General features: G+C 71.6%; 16 protein-coding genes. 8 read left to right on the forward strand and 8 right to left on the reverse strand.

Annotation, left to right across the window (positions count from 1 at the left end; genetic code table 11):
* Positions 1-49 precede the first annotated feature (49 nt).
* Positions 50-1,669 (reverse strand): MBL fold metallo-hydrolase, encoded by a 1,620-nt coding sequence (locus tag IF09_RS0117845; protein WP_078613318.1) that lies wholly within the window; start codon positions 1,667-1,669, stop codon positions 50-52.
* Positions 1,670-2,239: 570 nt separating this feature from the next.
* Here IF09_RS0117845 and IF09_RS0117855 point away from each other — a divergent pair.
* Positions 2,240-3,040, forward strand: coding sequence for a VOC family protein (locus IF09_RS0117855; RefSeq protein ID WP_030296829.1), 801 nt, complete (start codon positions 2,240-2,242; stop codon positions 3,038-3,040).
* A gap of 64 nt (positions 3,041-3,104) precedes the next feature.
* Here the strand turns inward: IF09_RS0117855 and IF09_RS0117860 are convergent, their stop codons facing one another.
* The 5 genes from IF09_RS0117860 to IF09_RS0117880 form a co-directional block, all read right to left on the reverse strand.
* Positions 3,105-4,076 carry an ABC transporter substrate-binding protein gene (locus IF09_RS0117860; RefSeq protein WP_030296831.1) on the reverse strand — a complete coding sequence of 324 codons (972 nt, stop codon included), beginning with the start codon at positions 4,074-4,076 and terminating at the stop codon, positions 3,105-3,107.
* A 1-nt stretch (position 4,077) separates the two neighbouring features.
* On the reverse strand, positions 4,078-6,054 hold the full coding sequence (locus tag IF09_RS0117865; protein ID WP_030296832.1) for an ABC transporter permease subunit: 1,977 nt from the start codon (positions 6,052-6,054) through the stop codon (positions 4,078-4,080).
* Positions 6,055-6,136: 82 nt separating this feature from the next.
* Positions 6,137-7,216 carry a quaternary amine ABC transporter ATP-binding protein gene (locus IF09_RS0117870; protein WP_037635244.1) on the reverse strand — a complete coding sequence of 360 codons (1,080 nt, stop codon included), beginning with the start codon at positions 7,214-7,216 and terminating at the stop codon, positions 6,137-6,139.
* Positions 7,213-8,739, reverse strand: coding sequence for a GMC family oxidoreductase (locus IF09_RS0117875; RefSeq protein WP_030296834.1), 1,527 nt, complete (start codon positions 8,737-8,739; stop codon positions 7,213-7,215). The genes IF09_RS0117870 and IF09_RS0117875 overlap by 4 nt, the downstream gene beginning before the upstream one ends.
* A gap of 2 nt (positions 8,740-8,741) precedes the next feature.
* Positions 8,742-10,244, reverse strand: coding sequence for an aldehyde dehydrogenase family protein (locus tag IF09_RS0117880; RefSeq protein ID WP_030296835.1), 1,503 nt, complete (start codon positions 10,242-10,244; stop codon positions 8,742-8,744).
* A gap of 403 nt (positions 10,245-10,647) precedes the next feature.
* Between IF09_RS0117880 and IF09_RS0117885 the strand changes: the two genes are divergently transcribed.
* The 6 genes from IF09_RS0117885 (at position 10,648) to IF09_RS0117910 (ending at position 16,857) form a co-directional block, all read left to right on the forward strand.
* Positions 10,648-11,199 (forward strand): GNAT family N-acetyltransferase, encoded by a 552-nt coding sequence (locus tag IF09_RS0117885; RefSeq protein ID WP_030296837.1) that lies wholly within the window; start codon positions 10,648-10,650, stop codon positions 11,197-11,199.
* Positions 11,200-11,381: 182 nt separating this feature from the next.
* Positions 11,382-12,869 (forward strand): diaminopimelate decarboxylase, encoded by a 1,488-nt coding sequence (locus IF09_RS0117890; RefSeq protein ID WP_030296842.1) that lies wholly within the window; start codon positions 11,382-11,384, stop codon positions 12,867-12,869.
* Positions 12,866-14,191 carry a pyridoxal-phosphate dependent enzyme gene (locus IF09_RS0117895; protein WP_030296844.1) on the forward strand — a complete coding sequence of 442 codons (1,326 nt, stop codon included), beginning with the start codon at positions 12,866-12,868 and terminating at the stop codon, positions 14,189-14,191. Before IF09_RS0117890 ends, IF09_RS0117895 begins: the two co-directional genes overlap by 4 nt.
* 1 nt (position 14,192) lies before the next feature.
* Positions 14,193-15,395, forward strand: coding sequence for an aminotransferase class V-fold PLP-dependent enzyme (locus IF09_RS0117900; protein WP_030296845.1), 1,203 nt, complete (start codon positions 14,193-14,195; stop codon positions 15,393-15,395).
* Positions 15,396-15,450: 55 nt separating this feature from the next.
* On the forward strand, positions 15,451-16,206 hold the full coding sequence (locus tag IF09_RS0117905) for a class I SAM-dependent methyltransferase (protein ID WP_030296847.1): 756 nt from the start codon (positions 15,451-15,453) through the stop codon (positions 16,204-16,206).
* Positions 16,207-16,347: 141 nt separating this feature from the next.
* Complete coding sequence (locus IF09_RS0117910) at positions 16,348-16,857, forward strand: VOC family protein (protein WP_234321047.1); 510 nt, start codon at positions 16,348-16,350, stop codon at positions 16,855-16,857.
* A 76-nt stretch (positions 16,858-16,933) separates the two neighbouring features.
* Here IF09_RS0117910 and IF09_RS0117915 read toward each other — a convergent pair whose 3' ends face one another.
* Positions 16,934-17,356 (reverse strand): hypothetical protein, encoded by a 423-nt coding sequence (locus tag IF09_RS0117915; protein WP_158710000.1) that lies wholly within the window; start codon positions 17,354-17,356, stop codon positions 16,934-16,936.
* 376 nt (positions 17,357-17,732) lie between these two features.
* On the opposite strand from IF09_RS0117915, the gene IF09_RS0117920 reads away from it, so the two are divergent.
* Positions 17,733-18,485, forward strand: a complete 753-nt coding sequence (locus tag IF09_RS0117920) for a hypothetical protein (RefSeq protein WP_158710001.1) — start codon at positions 17,733-17,735, stop codon at positions 18,483-18,485.
* An 81-nt stretch (positions 18,486-18,566) separates the two neighbouring features.
* On the opposite strand, the gene IF09_RS0117925 is transcribed toward IF09_RS0117920, so the two are convergent.
* Positions 18,567-18,992, reverse strand: coding sequence for a hypothetical protein (locus IF09_RS0117925; protein ID WP_030296854.1), 426 nt, complete (start codon positions 18,990-18,992; stop codon positions 18,567-18,569).
* Positions 18,993-19,228: the final 236 nt, after the last annotated feature.

Consider the following 19,228-nt stretch of genomic DNA (forward strand, 5'->3'; position numbering starts at 1 on the left):
CACTCGAGTGGAAAGACGGTGCGCCGGTCGCCACGGCGGCCGCCCGGGCCTACGGCTTCGCCGGGCCGACGGCCGGCCAGATGCGCTCGGCCCGGTCGCGCAGGAGCTCGGCCGTGATGCCGCGTTCGGCGCTCAGCCGGGTGAGGACGCCGGCCTGCTGCACCTGTTCGGCCTCGGGGTCGTATTCGGAGCCGGTGAGGTGCTTGAGCCAGGGCTCGAGGCCCATCGCGTAGGCGTAGACGTGACGGGCGCCCAGCTGCTGGGCGAGCTCGTCGGCCTGGGCCGCGTTGCTGCCCTTGAGCCGGCGCCCGTTGTTGTGCTCACGGGAGAGCTTTCCTTCGAGCATCGGCCCGTACAGCCACTTCAGAGGGGCTCCGACGCACTCGAGGCCGATGAAGAGCGCGTCGAGGGGAGTCTCGGTGAGGCCGGGGATGTTGTCGAACAGCGCGGGCTCGAGCGGCGTGATGTCGGTAGCGAAGAGGAACCTGCGGCCGCCGGCCCGGACGAGGGGCACCATCTTGGTGCGGATGTCGAGGTCGGCGTGCTCGCCCACGAAGGGCAGGGCGGTGACGTCGACCTGGTCGGCCACGCGGTGGGTCTCGAGTTCGGCCAGCTCCTGGACGTTGGAGAAGCCGAGGGCCTGGAGCATGGACTTGAGGCTGGGATCGGGCAGCGATCCGCCGGAGGCGCGGGGAACGACGATCGTGCCGATGCGGGTGCGGAGTTGGAGCAGGGTCTCCAGCGAGAAGTGGTCGGAGTGGAAGTGGCTGATGACGACCGCGTCGATGTGCCGGGGGAGGTCTTCGAGGGTGTAGTGCTCGTAACCGTCGCCGGTGTAGCCGATGAGGGGGTCGAGGAGGACGGACGTGGTGCCGGTCTCGATCAGCACGGTTGCGTGGTTGAAGTACCGCACCCGGACGTCTCCGGGCGCGGGCGGGGTGTGCTGCGGCGGCGGCGTGTCGTGGAACAGCGCGGTGAACGCCGGGAGGTCGGCGTCGCAGACCCCGAGGCGTTGCGCGAGCTGCGGGACGTCGACGGGGTCGAGGCGCGCCGCGAACAGTTCGTCCCACACCGGGGAGTCGAAGGGCAGATCGATGTCCAGGCGGTCGGGGCGCGGCAGGACGGGACTGCTGTAGACGAAGGGCTGGGCGCTCGGTGCGGCGGCGGTGAGAGAGACGCACTGACCGTGGCGCTCCTGCGCGGGCGAGCTGTACATCAGCGCTTCGAAGAAGCGGAAGGTGGGCCGATGGGCCGTGTCGTACACCAGCTCGACCCGCCCGCGCAGGGAGGCGGGGACCAGGGGATAGAGAGGCTCCATCGGCCCGCCGAGGGCCTTCTCCCGCAGCAGGGCACGGAGCTCGGCTATGTCGTCGGCGAGCTGGAGCTTGGCCCCGCCTTCCTTGACCATGCTCTCGCGCGCCGCCCGGACTTCCTCGAGGGTGGCGCCGTCGGGGTCGAGGAAGGGCGCGCCGTAGCGGTGCGGGTCCGCGATGACCGCGTCGTGGAGGTGAGGTGCCTTCAAGTAGCTGTCCACGATGGGCAGCAGACGGTCCCGCAGATTGAGGGCTCCGGTGTGGGGCGCCAGGAGATAGGGCCACGCGTACCAGCGGTGCAGCAGGGGTTGAGGAACCACGGACGGGCGAAGGTAGAGCTTCTGGTGTGCCGGCACGGTAATTCCCTTACGGTCGATGAGGTCACGGGAGCATGAGGCCGAGTCAGTTCCTTTGCCTCGCCTATTCGTTCATACCTATCACGAACAACAGTTCATGAATCCGGCAATTTAGCAGGACAGTTGCCGGACGATCACGCTGCTGATGTATCTCTGGATTTGATTCCGAGAGCGGCTCGAGGCGAATTCAAGGCGATATGCATGAATGGGCGCCGGGGCGCGCCGCTCGTTGCCGGGGCCCCGGGAACACGTCGGCCGGGAGCCCCGTGGCCGCCGAGCAGTGGCCGACCCGGCGCAGGATCAGCGCCCACCGGCCCGGCGGCCCGTCCCCGGCGCCCGCCCTGCCCCTGAACGGCACCTGCACGGCCCGGTCGGTCACCGCGTACGAGGGGAGCAGTGCGAGGTCGTGGAGGAGTGCCGCCCCGAGAAACCGCGGGGCGTCCGGGGTGTCTGCCTCCAGCACGTCCTGCACCGAGCCTCGGACGGGACGCCGTGCCACTCCGGCCGACGGGCGACGGCCGGTGTCCGGTGCCACCCTGAGGTCGTACAGGACCCCTGAAAGGCATGGGCATGATCACCACTGACTTTGCGCCCGGTTCCCCCTGTTGGCTCGACCTCGGCGCCCCCGACGTCCGGACGGCCGCGGCCTTCTACGGCGCCGTCCTCGGGTGGGACTACGAGTCCATGGGCGAGGCGGAGGACATGGAAGGCGGGATGTTCCGGAAGGACGGCAAGGTCGTCGCCGGGCTCGGCCGGCTCACCGAGGAGGGCGCACGCCCGGCCTGGATGATCTACTACCGCGTCGCCGATGCGGATGCCGCCACCCAGGCGGTGGAGCGCGCGGGCGGCACGGTCCGGGTGGCTCCGAGGGGTCTCGACGACTGGGGCCGGATGGCGCAGTACAGCGACCCGCTGGGGGGACAGTTCGCGGTCTGGGAGCCCGGAACGGACAAGGGCGCCGAGCTCGTGGACGAGCCGGGCTCACTCTGCTGGACCGAGCTGTACACGAGCGACGCCGCGGCCGCCAAGGAGTTCTACGGCGGCGTCTTCGGCTGGCAGTTCAGCGACATGGACATGCCCGGCGGCGGCGGGGGCACGTACACCCTCATCACTCCCGCCGGACTTCCCGCGGAGCGCATGCACGGCGGCCTCATGCAGCTGCCCGCGCAGAACCTGACCCTCACGAGCGGACGGCCGTACTGGCACCCCGTCTTCGCCGTCGCCGACTGCGACGCAGCGGTCGCCAGGGTCATCGAGAACGGCGGCAGCGTGCAGATGGGGCCGGACGATGCCGAGGGCGTCGGCCGGCTCGCCGTCTGCCTCGACCCCGCGAACGCGGACTTCGTGGTACTCACCCCGGTCCGCAGCTGAGCCCGGGAGGGAGGTCGGGTGCCCGGAGGGGAATCGCGGAGATCCCCCTCCGGGCGCACCTGCGTCAGGACGGGAGCCAGGCCCGCCAGGTGGCCTCGTTCTCCTTCACCCAGCGGCCCGCCGCCTCCTGCGGCGACAGCTTCTGGTCCGCGATCATCAGGGCGACGTCGTTCTGCATCTGCGTCGTCCACCGGAACTTCTTCAGGAAGGCGGCGGCGTCGCCTCCGCCATCGGCGAAGCGGGCGTTGAGGAACTTCTGCAGCGGCGTGTGCGGGTACGCGCAGGCCACCTTCTCCGGCTCGGCGTCACAGCCCTCCTGGTAGGCGGGCAGCTCCACCTCCGTCATCGGGACCTTCTCGAAGAGCCACTGCGGCTTGTACCAGTAGCTCAGGAACGGCTTCTTCTCCTTGGCGAACTGCCTGATCTGGGTGATCTGCGCCGCCTCCGAGCCCGCGAAGACGACCTGGTAGTCGAGGCCCAGGTTGTTCACGAGGGCCTTGTCGTTCGTCACGTAGGACGGGGAGCCGTCCAGCAGCTGGCCCTTGCCGCCGCTCTCCGCCGTACGGAACTGGTCGGCGTACTTGTTGAGGTTCTTCCAGTCGGTGACGTCCGGGTGTTCCTCGGCGAAGTACGTCGGCACGAACCAGCCGATGTGGCCGGTGACCCCGAGGTCGCCGCCGGGTTCGATCGTCCCCTTGTCGTCGACGTACCGCTTCTCCTGCTCCGGGTGGCCCCAGTCCTCCAGGATGGCGTCCACCCGGCCCTGGCTGAGCGCGTCCCAGGCGGGTACCTCGTCGATCTGGACGGTGTCCACCCGGTAGCCGAGCTCGTGTTCCAGCAGGTACTGGGCGACGGCGACGTTGGCCTGCGCGCCCACCCACGACTGCACGGAGAGCGTCACCGTGCGCGAGCCCTTCGCGTCGGCGTACGGGGAGGCCTGGCGGGTCATGTCGGCGGCGCCGCAGCCGGTGAGGGCCGTCAGGGCGAGTGCGGCGGCGAGTGCGCAGCCGCCGAGTGCGAAGCGTGTGCGAGCCATGTCAGGCCCCCTTTCCGGCGGGGTCGCGGCGCTGTGTCGGCTGGGTGACGCGGTCGAGCATCAGGCCGAGGCAGACGATCGCCGCACCGGCGACCAGACCGGTCGCCAGGTCGCCCTGTGCGAGACCGAACACCGCGTCGTACCCGAGCGCCCCGCCGCCCACGAGGCCGCCGATGACGACGACCGCGAGGACCAGCACCACGCCCTGGTTGACGGCCAGCAGCAGCGCGGGCCGGGCCAGCGGCAGCTGGACCTGGAACAGCTGCTGGCGCCCGGTCGCGCCCAGCGAGCGCGAGGACTCCAGAGCCGCCGGGTCCACCGCGCGCACGCCCTGGGTCGTGATCCGCACCACCGCGGGCAGCGCGTAGACCACGGCGGCCGCGACCGCCGGGGCCCGGCCCACACCGAACAGGGCGACCACGGGGATCAGGTACACGAACTGCGGCATCGTCTGGAAGACGTCGAGCACCGGACGCAGCGCGCGCCCCAGACGGGTGCTGCGGGCCGCGGCGACCCCCAGGGCGAAGCCGAGCAGCAGCGTCAGGGCGACGGCGGCCAGGACCTGGGACAGCGTGTCGAGCGCCGGGTCCCAGACGCCCAGCACGCCGATCGCGGCCATCGCCAGGACGGCGGTCGCGGCGGTGCGCCAGGTGCCGATCAGCAGGGCGAGGGCGCCGACGGCCAGCAGGACCGCCCACCAGGGCAGCCACTGCAGTCCGTCGCGCAGGGGGTTCAGCACCCACGTGGTGAAGTGCCCCGCCCAGTCGGCGGTGCCGCCGACGACGGGCACGCCGGAGTAGAGGTGGGCGGTCATCCAGTCGACCGCCCCGTTGACGGGCTCGGCGATGTCCACCGTCCACGCGTCGGGCCAGGAGAGCCGGTCGGACAGGCGCCCCGCGACGGCGACGGCGACGGTCGCCACCAGGGCGACGGCCCAGCCGAGCCCGGCCCGGCGGGCCGGAGCCGCGCCGATCCGCTCCCCCGCCGCGGCGGTGACCCGGTCCAGGACGATGGCGAGCAGCACGATCGGCACGCCGGCGGCGAGCGCGGCGCCGACGTCGACGGAGGCCAGCGCCTGGTAGACGCGGTCGCCGAGACCGCCCGCGCCGATGACGGACGCGATCACGGCCATGCCCAGCGCCATCATGATCGACTGGTTGACGCCGAGCAGCAGCTCCTTGCGCGCCAGCGGCAGCCGGGCCGTCAGCAGCCGCTGCCTGCCGGTGGCGCCGAGGGAGGTGGCGGCCTCCACGACCCCGGCGTCCGCGCCGCGCAGTCCCAGCGCGGTGAGGCGGGCCATGGGCGGGGCCGCGTAGACGACGGTCGCGAGGACGGCGGCGGGCACGCCGATACCGAAGACCAGGACGACCGGCAGGAGGTACGCGAAGGCCGGCAGCACCTGCATGGTGTCCAGCACCGGCCGCAGGATCCGGTGCATACGGTCCGACAGGCCGCCGGCCAGTCCGAGGAGGCCACCGAGCAGCACGGACGCGGCGACGGCGACCACCATGAGCGCGAGCGTCTGCATGGCGGGCACCCACATGCCGAGCAGTCCGCACACGGCGAAGGCGGCGACGGAGGCCAGCGCGAGCCGGACGCCCGCGACGCGCCAGGCCAGCAGCCCGGCGGCGGCGGTGACGCCGGCCCAGCCGAGGGCGAGCAGCAGCAGGTACACCGCGCGGACGGAGACGACCACGACGTTGCTGACGTGCCCGAGGAAGTAGAGGAAGAGGGGGTGTCCGTCCCGGTTGTCGATGATCCAGTCGCTGGTGCGCTCGAGCGGTCCCGACAGGTCGACCGAGAGCGAGGCCGGCCAGTTCCCGGCGCCCAGGAGCAGGGAACCGAGGACGAGCGCGAGGGCCGCGCCGGCGCCGACCAGCCGGCCGCGGTGGCGCGCGAGCGCACGCAGCACACCGGGCCCGGCGTCGGTGGCGGTGGTCGTGGAGCTCGCAGCAGCGGGGGTGACGGTGGCGGTCATCGGCCCCACCGCCCGGCGTCGGCCGGCACGGCGCCGGCGCCGGTCGTGCCGCACGGCGGCGGCCAGGTCGTATGGGAATACATCAGGCCACCGCCTTCCCCGTCGCGGCCGGTACCCCGGCAACGACACCCAGGAGTCCCACGTGGTCGACCACACCGAGGCACCTGCCATCCTCGACGACCCGCGCGTTCACGCCCGTACGGACGACGGCCTCGATGGCCTCGTGGACGGTGGCACCCGGGGCGAGCGCGGGGCCGGATTCGGCCTCGGCGGCGAGGGCGGGGCGCATCGCCGAGCGGACGGTCAGCACCTGCTCGCGCGGCACGTCCCGGACGAAGTCCCTGACGTAGTCGTCGGCGGGGGCGCCCACGATCTCCTCCGGCGTGCCGAGCTGCACGATCCGGCCGTCGCGCATCAGCGCGATGCGGTCCCCGAGCTTCAGCGCCTCGCTCAGGTCGTGCGTGATGAAGACCATCGTGCGGCCCTCCTCCCGGTGCAGGCGGACGACCTCTTCCTGCATGTCGCGGCGGATGAGCGGGTCCAGCGCGCTGAACGGCTCGTCGAACAGCAGGACTTCGGGGTCCACGGCGAGCGCCCGGGCAAGGCCCACGCGCTGCTGCTGGCCGCCGGACAGCTGGCCCGGCCTGCGCTGCTCCATGCCCTCCAGGCCGACCTTGGTGACAAACTGCGCCGCCCGCTCACGCCGTTCGGCGCGTCCCACGCCCTGGATCTCCAGCCCGTAGGCGATGTTGTCGAGCACCGTCCGGTGGGGCAGCAGCCCGAAGTGCTGGAAGACCATCGCCGCCCGGTGCCGGCGCAGCTCGCGGAGCCGGCCGGTGTCCATGGAGAGCACGTCCTCGCCGTCGATGGAGATGGTGCCCGAGGTCGGCTCGATCAGCCGGGTGAGGCAGCGTACGAGCGTCGACTTGCCCGAGCCCGACAGGCCCATGACGACGAAGACCTCGCCCTTGCGGACGTCGAAGGAGACGTCGCGGACGGCGGCGGTGCAGCCGGTGCGCTCGCGCAGCCCGGCGGCGTCGAGGGCCCCGAGTTCCTTGTCGGCGGGGACACGGCCGGCCTTCGGACCGAAGACCTTCCACAGGTCGCGTACGGAGAAGACGGGCTGCGGCGGGGCGGTGTGCGGAGTGTGCTGCGTTGTCATCGGGTGGTTCCTCCCAGCAGGTCGGCGCATTTCTCGCCGACCATGAGCACGCCGATCATCGGGTTGACGGCGGTCATGGTGGGGAATACGGACGCGTCGGCGATCCGGATGCCGTCGAGGCCCCGGATCCTCAGGTCGGGCCCGACGACGGCGAGTTCGTCGTCCACGGCGCCCATCCGGCAGGTGCCCGCCGGGTGGTAGACGGTGTGCGCGACGTGGCGTGCGTACGCGCTGAGTTCCTCGTCGGAGGTCACCTCGGGCCCCGGGCACACCTCGCGCTTGAGCCATCCGGCCAGCGGTTCGCTCGCCGCGATCTGCCGGGCGATGCGGATCCCGTCGACGAGGGTCCGGCCGTCGTAGTCGTCCTCGTCGGTGAAGTACCGGAAGTCGAGCGCGGGCTTGTCCTCGGGGTCGGCGCTCGTCAGGTAGAGCCGGCCGCGGCTGCGCGGCTTGGGAATGTTCGGGGTCATCGACACGCCGTGCGCGGGCCGTTCGTAGCCCAGGCGCTCCGGATTGTCGGTGAAGGGGATCTGGTAGAAGTGGAACATCAGGTCCGGGCCTTCGGACTGCGGGTCCCGGCGGACGAACAGGCCGGCGTCGGAGTCCATCGCGGAGTTCTCCGGGATCGGGCCGTGCGTCTCCCAGACGATGACCGACTCGGGGTGGTCGAGCAGGTTCTCCCCGACGCCCGGCAGGTCGTGCACGACGGGGATGCCGAGCTTTTCCAGGTCGGCGCGCGGCCCGATGCCGGAGTGCAGCAGCAGGCGCGGGGTGTCCACGGCCCCGGCGCACACCAGGACCTCGCGCCGGGCGCGTACGACGTGTTCCGCGCCCTCCTTGGTACGGATGTGCACGCCGGTGGCGCGGCTGCCCTCGAGCTCCAGCCGGAACGCCCAGGTCTCCAGGGCGAGGTGCAGGTTCGGCCGGTCGAGGAACGGGTGCAGGTAGGCGACCGAGGCGGACGAGCGCTTGTTGTTCTCCGGGTGGTAGGCGAGGTCGAAGAAGCCGGCGCCCTCGTGGAAGGGCCGCTTGTTGAAGCCCTCGACGCGCGGCACACCGAGCGCGGTCTGCGCCGCGTCGACGAAGTCCCGGGCGATCGCGTTCCTGTCCGCCTCCCCGACGGGGACGATGTTGTTGCGCAGCCGGGCGAAGTAGGGATCCATGGCTGCCGCGTCCCAGCCCTCGGCGCCTGCCTCCGCCCACTCGTCCCAGTCGGAGGGAAGGGGTTTGAACGCGATGAGGGTGTTGTGCGAGGAACAGCCGCCCAGCACCCGCGCACGGCTGTGGCGGATGTGCGAGTTGCCCCGGGGCTGCTCGGTGGTGGGGTAGTCGTAGTCCAGCTCGCCGCCGAGCAGGCCCATCCAGCGGCGCAGGGTGAGGACGTCGTCGCGGCCGACGTCGCTGGGGCCGCCCTCGATGACGGCGACGCTGACGTCGGGGTCCTCGGTCAGCCGGGAGGCGATCACGGAACCCGCGGTGCCGCCGCCGACGACGACGTAGTCGTACACGTGGTGGTCGTTCATGCTCAGCCCTTCGCCGTCGCGCCCGCGAACCAGCGCACGGGGCGCGGGGCGAGGTTCTGGTAGATGTGCTTGGCCTCGCGGTACTCGGCAAAGCCGCCGGGGCCCAGTTCGCGGCCGATGCCGGACTTGCCGAAGCCGCCCCATTCCGCCTGGGGCAGGTAGGGGTGGAAGTCGTTGATCCAGACGGTGCCGTGGCGCAGGCGTGCGGCGACCCGCCGGGCGCGCTGTTCGTCGGAGCTCCACACCGCTCCGGCGAGGCCGTACTCGGTGTCGTTGGCGAGGGCGACGGCCTCTTCCTCGGTGCGGAAGGTCTCGACGGTGAGGACGGGGCCGAAGACCTCTTCGCGCACGACCCGCATGCCGCGGTGGCACCGGTCCAGGACCGTGGGCCGGAAGAAGTAGCCGGGACCGGCCGGCTGCACGCCGCCCGCACGCAGGACCGCGCCCTCGGCGAGAGCGGAGGCCACGTATTCCTCTGTCCTCGCCAACTGGGCCGCGGAAACGAGCGGACCGCACTCGACGCCCGCATCGGTGCCGCGTCCCAGCCGGATCAGCTCGGCCCGGCGGGCGAGCTCGGCGACGAAACGCTCGCGCAGCGACTCCTCGACGATGAGGCGGGAGCCGGCCGAGCAGACCTGGCCGCTGTGGATGAAGGCGGCGTTGAGCGCCTGGTCCACGGCGGTGTCGAACCCCTCGGACGTCGAGCACGCGTCGGCGAACACGACGTTGGGGTTCTTGCCGCCCAGTTCGAGGGCGACCTTCTTCACGCTGTCGGCGGCCGCCCTGGCGACCTTCGTACCGCTGACGAGACCGCCCGTGAACGAGACGAGGTCGACGTCGGGGTGCTCGGCGAGCCGGGCGCCGACGGTGCCGCCGGGGCCGGTGACGATGTTGGCCGCGCCGAGCGGAAGTCCGGCCTCCAGGAGCAGTTCGATCAGCACGACCGTGGTCAGCGGGGTGATCTCACTGGGCTTGATCACGAACGTGTTGCCGGCGGCGAGCGCGGGCGCGATCTTCCAGCTGGCCTGGAGCAGCGGGTAGTTCCACGGCGTGATCAGGGCGCAGACGCCGACCGGCTCGTGGACGACGACACTGCGGATCTCGTCGGAACCGGCGTCGACGACCCGTCCGCCGTCCTCGTTCGCCACGAGGTCGGCGAAGTAGAGGAAGGCGTCGCGGACGCAGTCGACGTCGACGCGCCCCTCCTCCAGCGTCTTGCCGGCGTCCTGGCTCTCCAGCGCGCCGATCCGCTCGCGGTCGCGCTCCAGCAGGGTGGCGACCCGCCGCAGCAGAGCGGCCCGCTCACCGACCGGCGTGCGCGGCCAGGCACCGTCGTCGAACGCGGCTCGTGCCGCGGCCACGGCGTCGTCGGTGTCCTGGACACCGCCCTCCGCCACGACCGCGAACGGGGTCGCGTCGGCGGGGTCGATGATCTCGCGGGTGGCGCCGGACAGGGCTGCGCGCCACTCTCCGCCCACATGAATGCTCTGTTGTGCTCCGGTCACGTTGCGTATGGCCTTTCGCTTCTTTCGAATCCCCCTGCCGGTTGCACCGGCAGTCCGGCCGCTTGCCCGGGTACCCGAGATCCATGCGCAAAACGTTGCGGAGAGTGTTCTGCTTCACTGACGAAGATGTGATAAATAAGGACATTTGCGTCAGATCGCTTGAGTGGAAAACCAGGGATGCGCACACCGTGCAGCCGACAGGCCCGTTTCCGGCGCCCGGGGCCTGATGCTGCCCGTGCACCCGGCCGCGGCGGCGCTGGTACCCACCGCCCGCCGCTTCGGGCGTACGGCCCCGGCCGCGACGGACCGACCGCCGGCGCCCACGGCGCGCCCCGCCCCGGCCGGTTCGCCCTCACCCGGCCGGGGGCACCCGTCGACGGCCGTGTCTGGCAAGCTGCGCTCCATGGCCGCGCAGCAACCACTCGACTTCGCCCAGATCACCCGCCCCCTGGAGCTGACCGCCGAACTCCGGGACCAGCTCGTCGACTGCTGGGTACGGGTGATCAACGCCGGGGGCGCCGTCATCCCCCGGGGGCTCCCCATGCCCCCGGTGAGCACCGGCCAGGCCGACCCGGCCCTGGGCCTGCTCGTCGGCGGGCTCGATCCGCGCCGCGCCCGGATGCTGATCGCCACGGCCGGCGGGAGGCTCGCCGGGTGGCTGGTTCTGCGCCGTGACCCGCATCCCCTCGTCGCGCACTGCGGCGCCGTCAACCACGTCATGACCCACCCCGACTTCCGCGGCCGTGGCATCGGCACGGCGCTGATGCACCGGGTCAGCGATCTCGCCCGGCAGGAGATGGGGCTGGAGCAGTTGCACATCGCCGTCCGCGCCGGGCTGGGGCTCGAGGAGTTCTACGGCCGTCTGGGCTGGCGCGAGATCGGGCGCTGGCCCGGCGGTCTGCGGGTCGCACCGGGCGACGACCGCGACGAGATCCTCATGTACCTCGCCCTCTGAAACCCGCAGAGGCTCGTGAGCTGCGTGAGGCGCGTGTGCCACCTGAGCCAACGCAGTGCACCGGCACGCCCGTCGCGTTTCGGTCATCTCCCTCCATCACGCGTCCGAACCCGATCAGAAGGGCAGGAACAGGGCCGCAAGGCAAATCGCCGTACGATCGGAGCGCGGGAGGAGCAGCTGCGATGGACACCGGCCCCCTGTACCTGGAACCGCGGTTGGCACCACGGCTCGGCACGCTGCTCGGCTCGGCCCCGTTCCTGCACATGCTCGTGGACGCCCTCGGTTCGCCCCTGGGCGTCCTCCTGCCCGACCAGATCGCGGAGAACGCCGAGGGCTTCCACTCCGTCTACCGCCGCCACCGCCTCGGCGGGCAGGTCTTCTTCGCCCACAAGGCCAACCGGTCCCGGTCCCTCGTCCGGCGGCTCACCACCGCGGACGCCGCCGTGGACGTGGCCTCCCTCGGCGAGCTCCGGCACGCCCTCGGCGACGGCTTCACCGCGGACCGCATCATGGCGACCGGCCCCAAGGATCCGGCGTTCCTCTGGCTGGCCGCGCGGTCCGGGGTCACCGTGAACGCCGACGGCCCCGGTGAGCTGGAGGCCTTGGCGGGCCTCGTCCGGCGCCACGGCCTGCCCCGCCCGAAGGTCCTGCTGCGCCTCTGCGAGTTCGAGACCTCGGGACCCAGGATGCTGTCGCGCAGGAGCCGGTTCGGTACGTCCGTGAAGGCACTGGGCCCGCTGCTGGACCTCCTCGAACGCCACCGGGACTCCCTCGATCCGGTCGGCGTCGCGTACCACCTCGACACCACGAGCCCGGACGAGAAGGCCATCGCCCTCGAAGGCTGCCTGCGCGCCATGGACGACCTGCGATTACGGGGGTTCCAGCCGCGAGCCGTCGACATCGGCGGCGGCTTCGGCGTCGGCTACCTCGCCCACGCCGCCCAGTGGGACCGCTACACGAGCGAGCTCGCCGCCGCCGTGATGGGCCGGCGCCCGCCGCTCACCTGGGGCGGCCACGGGTACGGTCTGCACGCCGAGGGCGGTACGCTCCGCGGCGCGCTGAGCCTGTACCCCGCCCACCGCCCGGTCGCCGGGGCCGGCTACCTCGACGCGCTCCTGTCCCAGCCCGCCCCCACGCTGGGCCGCCCGCTGGGCACCCTGCTGCTGGAGAGCCTCTACGACCTGTACACGGAGCCGGGCCGGGCCCTCACCGACCAGTGCGGGCTGTCGCTGGCCCGGGTCCTGGAGGTACGGCACCGGGACGCGGGCCCTGCGTTCGTACGCCTCGCCATGAACGCGAACGACGTCAGCCTGGAGGACCACGGCATCCTCATGGACCCCGTGCTCGTGCCCCGCGACGGCGAACCCGCCGGCCCGCAGGAGCCGGTCGGCGTCCACCTCATGGGCAACCTCTGCCTGGAAGCCGATCTGGTCACCCGCAGAACGGTGTTCCTGCCGCGCCTGCCGAGGCCGGGCGACCTGCTCGGCTTCGCCAACACGGCCGGTTACTGCATGGACTTCAGCGCCACCCGCGCACAACAGCAGCCGGTGGGCCGCAAGGTGGCCGTCCGGGAGGGACCGGAAGGAACCGCTTGGCGCTGGTGTCTGGACGAGGAGTACTGGCCGATCGAGGAGTACCGGCCGATCACCGATTCGGGGGGACGGGCATGAGGTACGACAGCATCACCGAGACGATCGGCAACACCCCGCTGGTCCGCATCGATCCGGCGGTACACGGCCTGCGCCGCATCGACCTCTACGCGAAGCTCGAGATGCTCAACCCCTTCGGCTCCGTCAAGGACCGCGCTGCCTGGAACATGGCCCGAGCCGGTCTGCCCGGAGCCCGGGAGCGCGGCGAGACGGTCGTCGAGCTGTCCAGCGGCAACACGGCCAAGGCGCTGGCCGTCATCGCCGCCATGCACGGGCTGTCGTTCAAGAGCGTCACCAACCGGATGCGCATCCCCGAGGTCAAGGACCTGCTCCTGCTGCTGGGCGCCGAGATCGAGGAGCTGCCGGGCCGCAGCGAATGCCTGGACCCGACGGACACCGAGGACCCGCTGACCCTCTTCCACCAGAGGCTGAACCAGTCCGGCAGTGCCCACCTGCACACCGATCAGTACTTCAACGCGCTGAACACCGAGGCGCACGAGACGGGTACGGGGCCGGAGATCGTGGCGGACCTGGACGGCCGGGCCCCGGACTGGTTCCTCGCCTGCGTCGGCACGGCGGGTTCCTCCACGGGCGTGGCCCGGGCCCTGCGCGCCCACGATCCGGCCGTACGGGTGATCGGGCTGGTGGGCGAGAAGTCGGATTTCATCCCCGGCATCCGCAACATCGACGAGGTCCACGAGGTCGGCCTCTTCGACCCGGCCACGTACGACACGATCGAGTCGGTCAGCGCCGACGACGCCATCGACGGCATGCTCACCCTGGTCCGGCGCTGCGGGATCCTCGCCGGGCCCACCGGCGGCGCCGCCTACCAGGGAACGGTCCGCCATCTGGGGCCGGTCGACGCGGAGTTGACGGGCCCGGACCGCCGGAGCGCGGTGTTCATCGTCTGCGACCGGGTGGAGAGCTATCTCGGCTACGTCAAGCAGCGCCGCCCCGAGCTGCTGGGCCGCCCGCCCGCGCGGAACTCCGTGACCGCTCTGACGGACACCGAGGTACGGGCGGCGCAGGTCATCGAGGTGGCCGACGCCCAGAAGTGGCTCGCGGCCGAGCGCCCGCTGGTGATCGACCTGCGCAGCTCCTTCGCCTACGCCGCGCTGCACATCGACGGATCTGTCAACATCGTCGACGAGCTCTTCGACGAACTCGTACGGGGCGGAATGCCGTTCAGCAAGCGGCAGCCCGTCCTCCTGGCGTGCCCGGTCGGCGAGCAGTCGGCGCGCTATGCAGCCCTCCTGACCCGGATGGGCCATCCCGACGTACGCAGCCTCGCGGGAGGGATCATCGCGTGGCGTGACGCGGGCGCGCCGCTGGTGCGTGACTGACATGGCCGATGCCGGCACCGACACCCTCGAGGAACTGCGTTCCTGGCAGCGTCCGTTGCGCGCCCAGTTCCCGATCATCGTGGCGAACCCGGGACTGGCCTACCTGGACAGCGCGGCGACCGCGCAGAAGCCGCAGGCCGTACTGGACGCCGCGCAGCACTACCTCACCACCTCGAACGCCAACGCGGGCCGCGGCTCGTACCCCTGGGCCAATGCGACGACGGCCACGGTGGAGCGGGCCCGCGGCCGGGTCAAGGAGTTCCTGGGAGACCCCGAGCCGGACGGGTCGTCGGTGCACTTCACGAGCGGCGCCTCCGAGGGGCTGCGGACCGTCGCCCGGGACTGGCTGGCGGCCCGGCTCACCGACGGGGACGAGATCGTCGTCCCGTTCGCCGACCACGAGGCGAACCTGGCGCCGTGGCTGGAGGTACGGGAGCTGCTGGCCCGGCAGGGCGTACGGATCCGGGTCCGGGAGCTGCCGTACCAGGACGGCTCCGGCGACTACGACCCGGCGGCGCTCGCCGCCTCGGCCGGTCCCCGCACCCGTTTCGTCGCGGCCACCCATGTGCACCACGTCTACGGCGCCGACATGAACGTGCACCGGATCCGCCGGGTGGTCGGGCCGGACGTCCCGATCTGTCTCGACGCCGCGCAGAGCATCGGCCACCTGCCGTTCTCCGTCTCCGGACTCGACGTGGACTTCGTGGTGTTCTCCGGCCACAAGGCCCTGGCGCTGCCGGGCACCGGTGCGGTCTGGGCCCGTGGCCGACGGGGTCCGGAGTTCCGGCCGGGCGGCTGGGCCGGCACGCCGAACACCGTCGGCATCGCAAGCCTGACGGCCGCGCTCGACTGGCTCGACGCGGCCGGCACGGACCGGATCGAGGCCTGGACGGTGGCGCTGGCGGCGCGGCTGACGGACGGCCTGAGCCGGCTGGACGCGTACGAGGTGCTCGGCTGCCGCTCCAGCCTGGCGGCCGGCTCCGAGGTCCAGAAGCGCCGGAGCATCGTGGCGTTCCGGCACCGCGAGATCGAATCCCGCGATCTCGGGTTCATCCTCTACAGCCACGGGTTCATGGTCCGGTCCGACGGACACTGCCAGGCGGGCGCCCGGGTGAAGGACGGATCCGTGCGGGTGAGCCTGCACCTGTACAACACGGTGGAGGAGATCGAGGCGTTGCTCGCCACCCTCGCCAATCTGCAATGATTTTCATGTGGAGTTCAGGGCCGTGAGAACGGCAGAGGCACGAGCGGACAGAAACATGAACCTGCACACGGTGGCGGCCGGCCGATGGGTGGAACGCTGGGAACGGCAGCAACAGCGCTACGCGGTCGACCGCGAGGAGCGGTTCACCGTCATCTCCGACGTGGTCGAGCGCGTGACGGCGGGCTGCGCGGCTCCCCTCCTCGTCGACCTGGGATGCGGACCGGGGTCGCTGGCGGCGCGTCTGGCGGAGCGCATGCCCGCGGCCGAGGTCGTGGGCGTCGACGCCGATCCGCTGCTGCTGGAACTCGGGCGGGCGCACCACGGAGCGGCCCTGCGCTTCGCCGAGGCCTCGATCGGGGAGCCGGGCTGGCTCGACGGGCTCGCGCTGGAGCGCCCGGTGGACGCCGCCGTCTCGACGACGGCCCTGCACTACCTCGGCGAGGGCACCCTGCGGCGGACGTACGAGGAGCTGGCCGGGTGCATCCGGCCCGGCGGAGTCCTCGTCAACGGCGACCACCTGGAACCGGACTCCCCCAAGGTCCACGAGCTCGCCGTCGACATCGGCCGGCGACGCGCCGAGCGCCAGCAGGCCCTGGCGCACGAGGACTGGGAGTCGTGGTGGTCGGCAGTGCGGACCGACCCCGAGCTGACGCCCCTCCTCGCTGCCCGCGACCGCCGCGCCCACCCGCGGTGCGAGGGCAACGACCTGACCCTCACCGACCACCTCGCACTGCTGCGCGAGGCGGGCTTCGAGCACGTCGGAACGGTCTGGCAGTTCGGCAACAGCCACGTGGTGGTCGCGGTCCGCTGACCCCGTTCCACGGCTCCCCGCCGCCGGCGTGCCACGCGACGCGGCCGTGGGCCCTTCGGGGCAACCGGTGCGGAGGTGCAGCGCGGCGCCGGAGCGTGCCCTGCGGGATCGGGATATCAGTGGGCGCAGACGGCGGTCGGCGTGATCGCCACGGTTCGGAAGGGCGGGAGCCCGGTGGCCGTCAAACCCATTCCCGAGGGGTATCCGCGGGTCACGCCGTACCTCTGTACCGATGGGGCCGCAGCCGCGATCGACTTCTACGTGTCCGTGCTCGGCGCGACCGAGCGGATGAGGATGCCGGCCCCCGACGGCAGGATCGGCCACGCCGAGCTGGAGCTGGGCAACTCGGTCATCATGCTCGCCGACGAGTACCCGGAGATCGGATTCCGCTCGCCGAAGTCGGTGGGCGGCACGCCCATCACCCTGCACGTGTACGTCGAGGACGTCGACGCCGTCTTCGCGGAGGCCCTCTCCCGCGGCGCCACGGAGGTGTCCCCGGTCAAGGACGAGTTCTACGGCGACCGCACCGGGCAGCTCGAAGACCCCTTCGGCCACCGCTGGAACATCGCCACGCACGTGGCGGACGTCCCCCGGGAGGAGATGGAGAAGCGGGCCAAAGAGGCACTGGAGACCATGCAGGACGGCGGCTGAGCCACCGGACGTGCGGACGTCGGAGAGGCTGTGGACCTCTCCGGCGTCCGTGTGGGGGGCTGTGGGGTGTCGGCCCTCAGCGGGCGAGCTTCGCCTTCAGGTTCTGCAGGACCTCCTGCTTGATGTCCTGCGTGGTGACGGTCCCGCCGTTGCCGGTGCCGTTGCCGCCCACTGCGGTGGCGTCGCCGGTGTTGACGGCGTCTGCGCTGGCGTTGCCACCGCGGGCGGCACCGGTGGTGACCGTGCACCCGCCCGCACAGTCGACGACGCCGGTGCCGGCGTTGCCGCCGCGGGCGGTACCGCCGACGGTCGTGTTCCCGGCATTGGCGTTGCCGCCGACGCCGATGCCGTCGGCGCTGTCCTGGGGGAGCGTGACGGCCTGCTGCGGGGCTGCGGTCGGCGCGGCCATCGCGGTCGCCGGCAGCGCGACACCGCCGCCGATCAGCGCCACGGAAGCTCCGGCCAGGACGATACGACGGGTCCAGAAACGCTCAGACATGGCAATTCTCCATTCGGTATGAAAAGGGTCGCATTCCGCCCCGCGGAAAAGTCCGGAGATTCGTTCCGGCTTCACGCTCTCCGGGGCGTTCCCCGGTGAGGGCGCACTTCAAATAAACCCTGTCGGAGAGCCCGCGTCACGCCACTCGAACACGTGACTTGACGCCGGAATGCGATCTTGATACCGGGATGCGGCGGGAACACGCCGCGCCCCGCCAGATCCTGCTCGCAGCATGATCCACACGCTAACGTCAACCTCGCATAAGCCCAGGGATCCCCGGCGTCTGCAGAGCACCGGGCGTATCCGACCGGCAGCCTCAGCGCCCGCCTGCTTGGCCCCAGGCGAAGACCTCGCACAAGAATCCCGGAGAATTCCGATGAATGAGCGTTCCTGGACCCGTCGTATCGTGCTGGCCGCGGCTTCCGTGGCACTGACCGGCGTCGTGGCCCTGCCGGCGACCGCGATGGCCGCACCGGCATTCCCCCAGTACGGCTACGCCAGCATCACCACTGCCGCAACGGACGGCGCACCGTCCGTGTGCAGGGGGATCTGCCACGACAGCACCAACACCGCCGCAGGCAACGGCACCTCCGGCGTGTGCGAGGGCATCTGCCACGACAGCGCCAACACGGCCGTGGGCGACGGTTCCTCCGGCGTGTGCCGGGGGCTCTGCGACGGCAGCACCAACACGACCGTGGGGGTCGGCGCGTTCAACGAGTGCGTGGGCCTCTGCGGCACCAGCACGAACACCGCCGTGGGCGACGGCGCCTTCAACGTGTGCAGCGGCCTGTGCCAGGACAGCGTCAACACCGCCGTGAGCGGTGACGTCCTGCGCGGCACGTCCGAGACCGTGAACTCGGCCGGGCAGGGCACGCGGGCCATGGGTGACAGCGACACGGGCACGGGGGGTGACGCCAGCGCCGTCAGCGGCGATGCCACTGCCGCGAACACCACGGTGGGCGGTACCGCCACCGGCGGCAACGCCAACTCCGGTGTCGGCACCTGCATCGGCAGGTGCACCATCACCACGGGTGCCGCGACGGGCGGTGACGCCAGCGCCGACGCCCTCAACACCGGCAACGCAACGGCCGTGACCGGTGACGCGACGGCCACGGGCGGCAACGGCTGACGAGCCGGACCAGCACGGAACGGACGCCGGAGAGGCTGTGGGCCTCTCCGGCGTCCGTCGTGCGGGGGCGGTGCTCCGCCCTCACTTGCCGAGCTTCTGCTTCAGGTTTTCCTTCAGCTGCAGCTTGATGTCCTGCTTGTTCACCTGGCCGCCCGTGCCGGTGCCGTCGCCGCCGACGGCGGTGGCGTCACCGGTGTTGATGGCGTCGGCGCTGGCGTCACCGCCGGTGGCGTTGCCGGTGGTGACCTCGCACCCGCCCTCGCAGTTGCCGACGCCGGTGCTGGCGTTGCCACCCTTGGCCTCGCCGCCGACCGTGGTGTTCTCGGCGTTGGCGTCGCCGCCGGTACCGATTCCGTCGGCGCTGTCCTGGGGAAGGAGGGTGACGGCCTGCTGCGGAGCGGCGACGGGTGCGGCCATGGCGGTCGCCGGCAGTGCGATGCCACCACCGACCAGCGCGACGGAAGCTCCGGCCAGGACGATACGACGGGTCCAAAAACGCTCAGACATGAGGATTCTCCATTCGGGATAAGAAAAGGCGGGTAAACCGTCTCCGGGAGTTCCCCGGTGAGGGCGTACTCCAAATAAACCCGAAGGCAGAACCCGCGTCACGCCACTCGAACACGTGACTTGACGCCCAGAACCGGTCTTGATAGAAGCCGGCCGCCGTGCCGGGGTGAACTCTTCTGCCCCGTACGAAGCGGCCTGTCAAGTAACGAATAGCCGGGGCTATGGCCCCCTCCCTC

This window comes from Streptomyces katrae (assembly GCF_000717655.1).
Taxonomy (GTDB): domain Bacteria; phylum Actinomycetota; class Actinomycetes; order Streptomycetales; family Streptomycetaceae; genus Streptomyces; species Streptomyces katrae_B.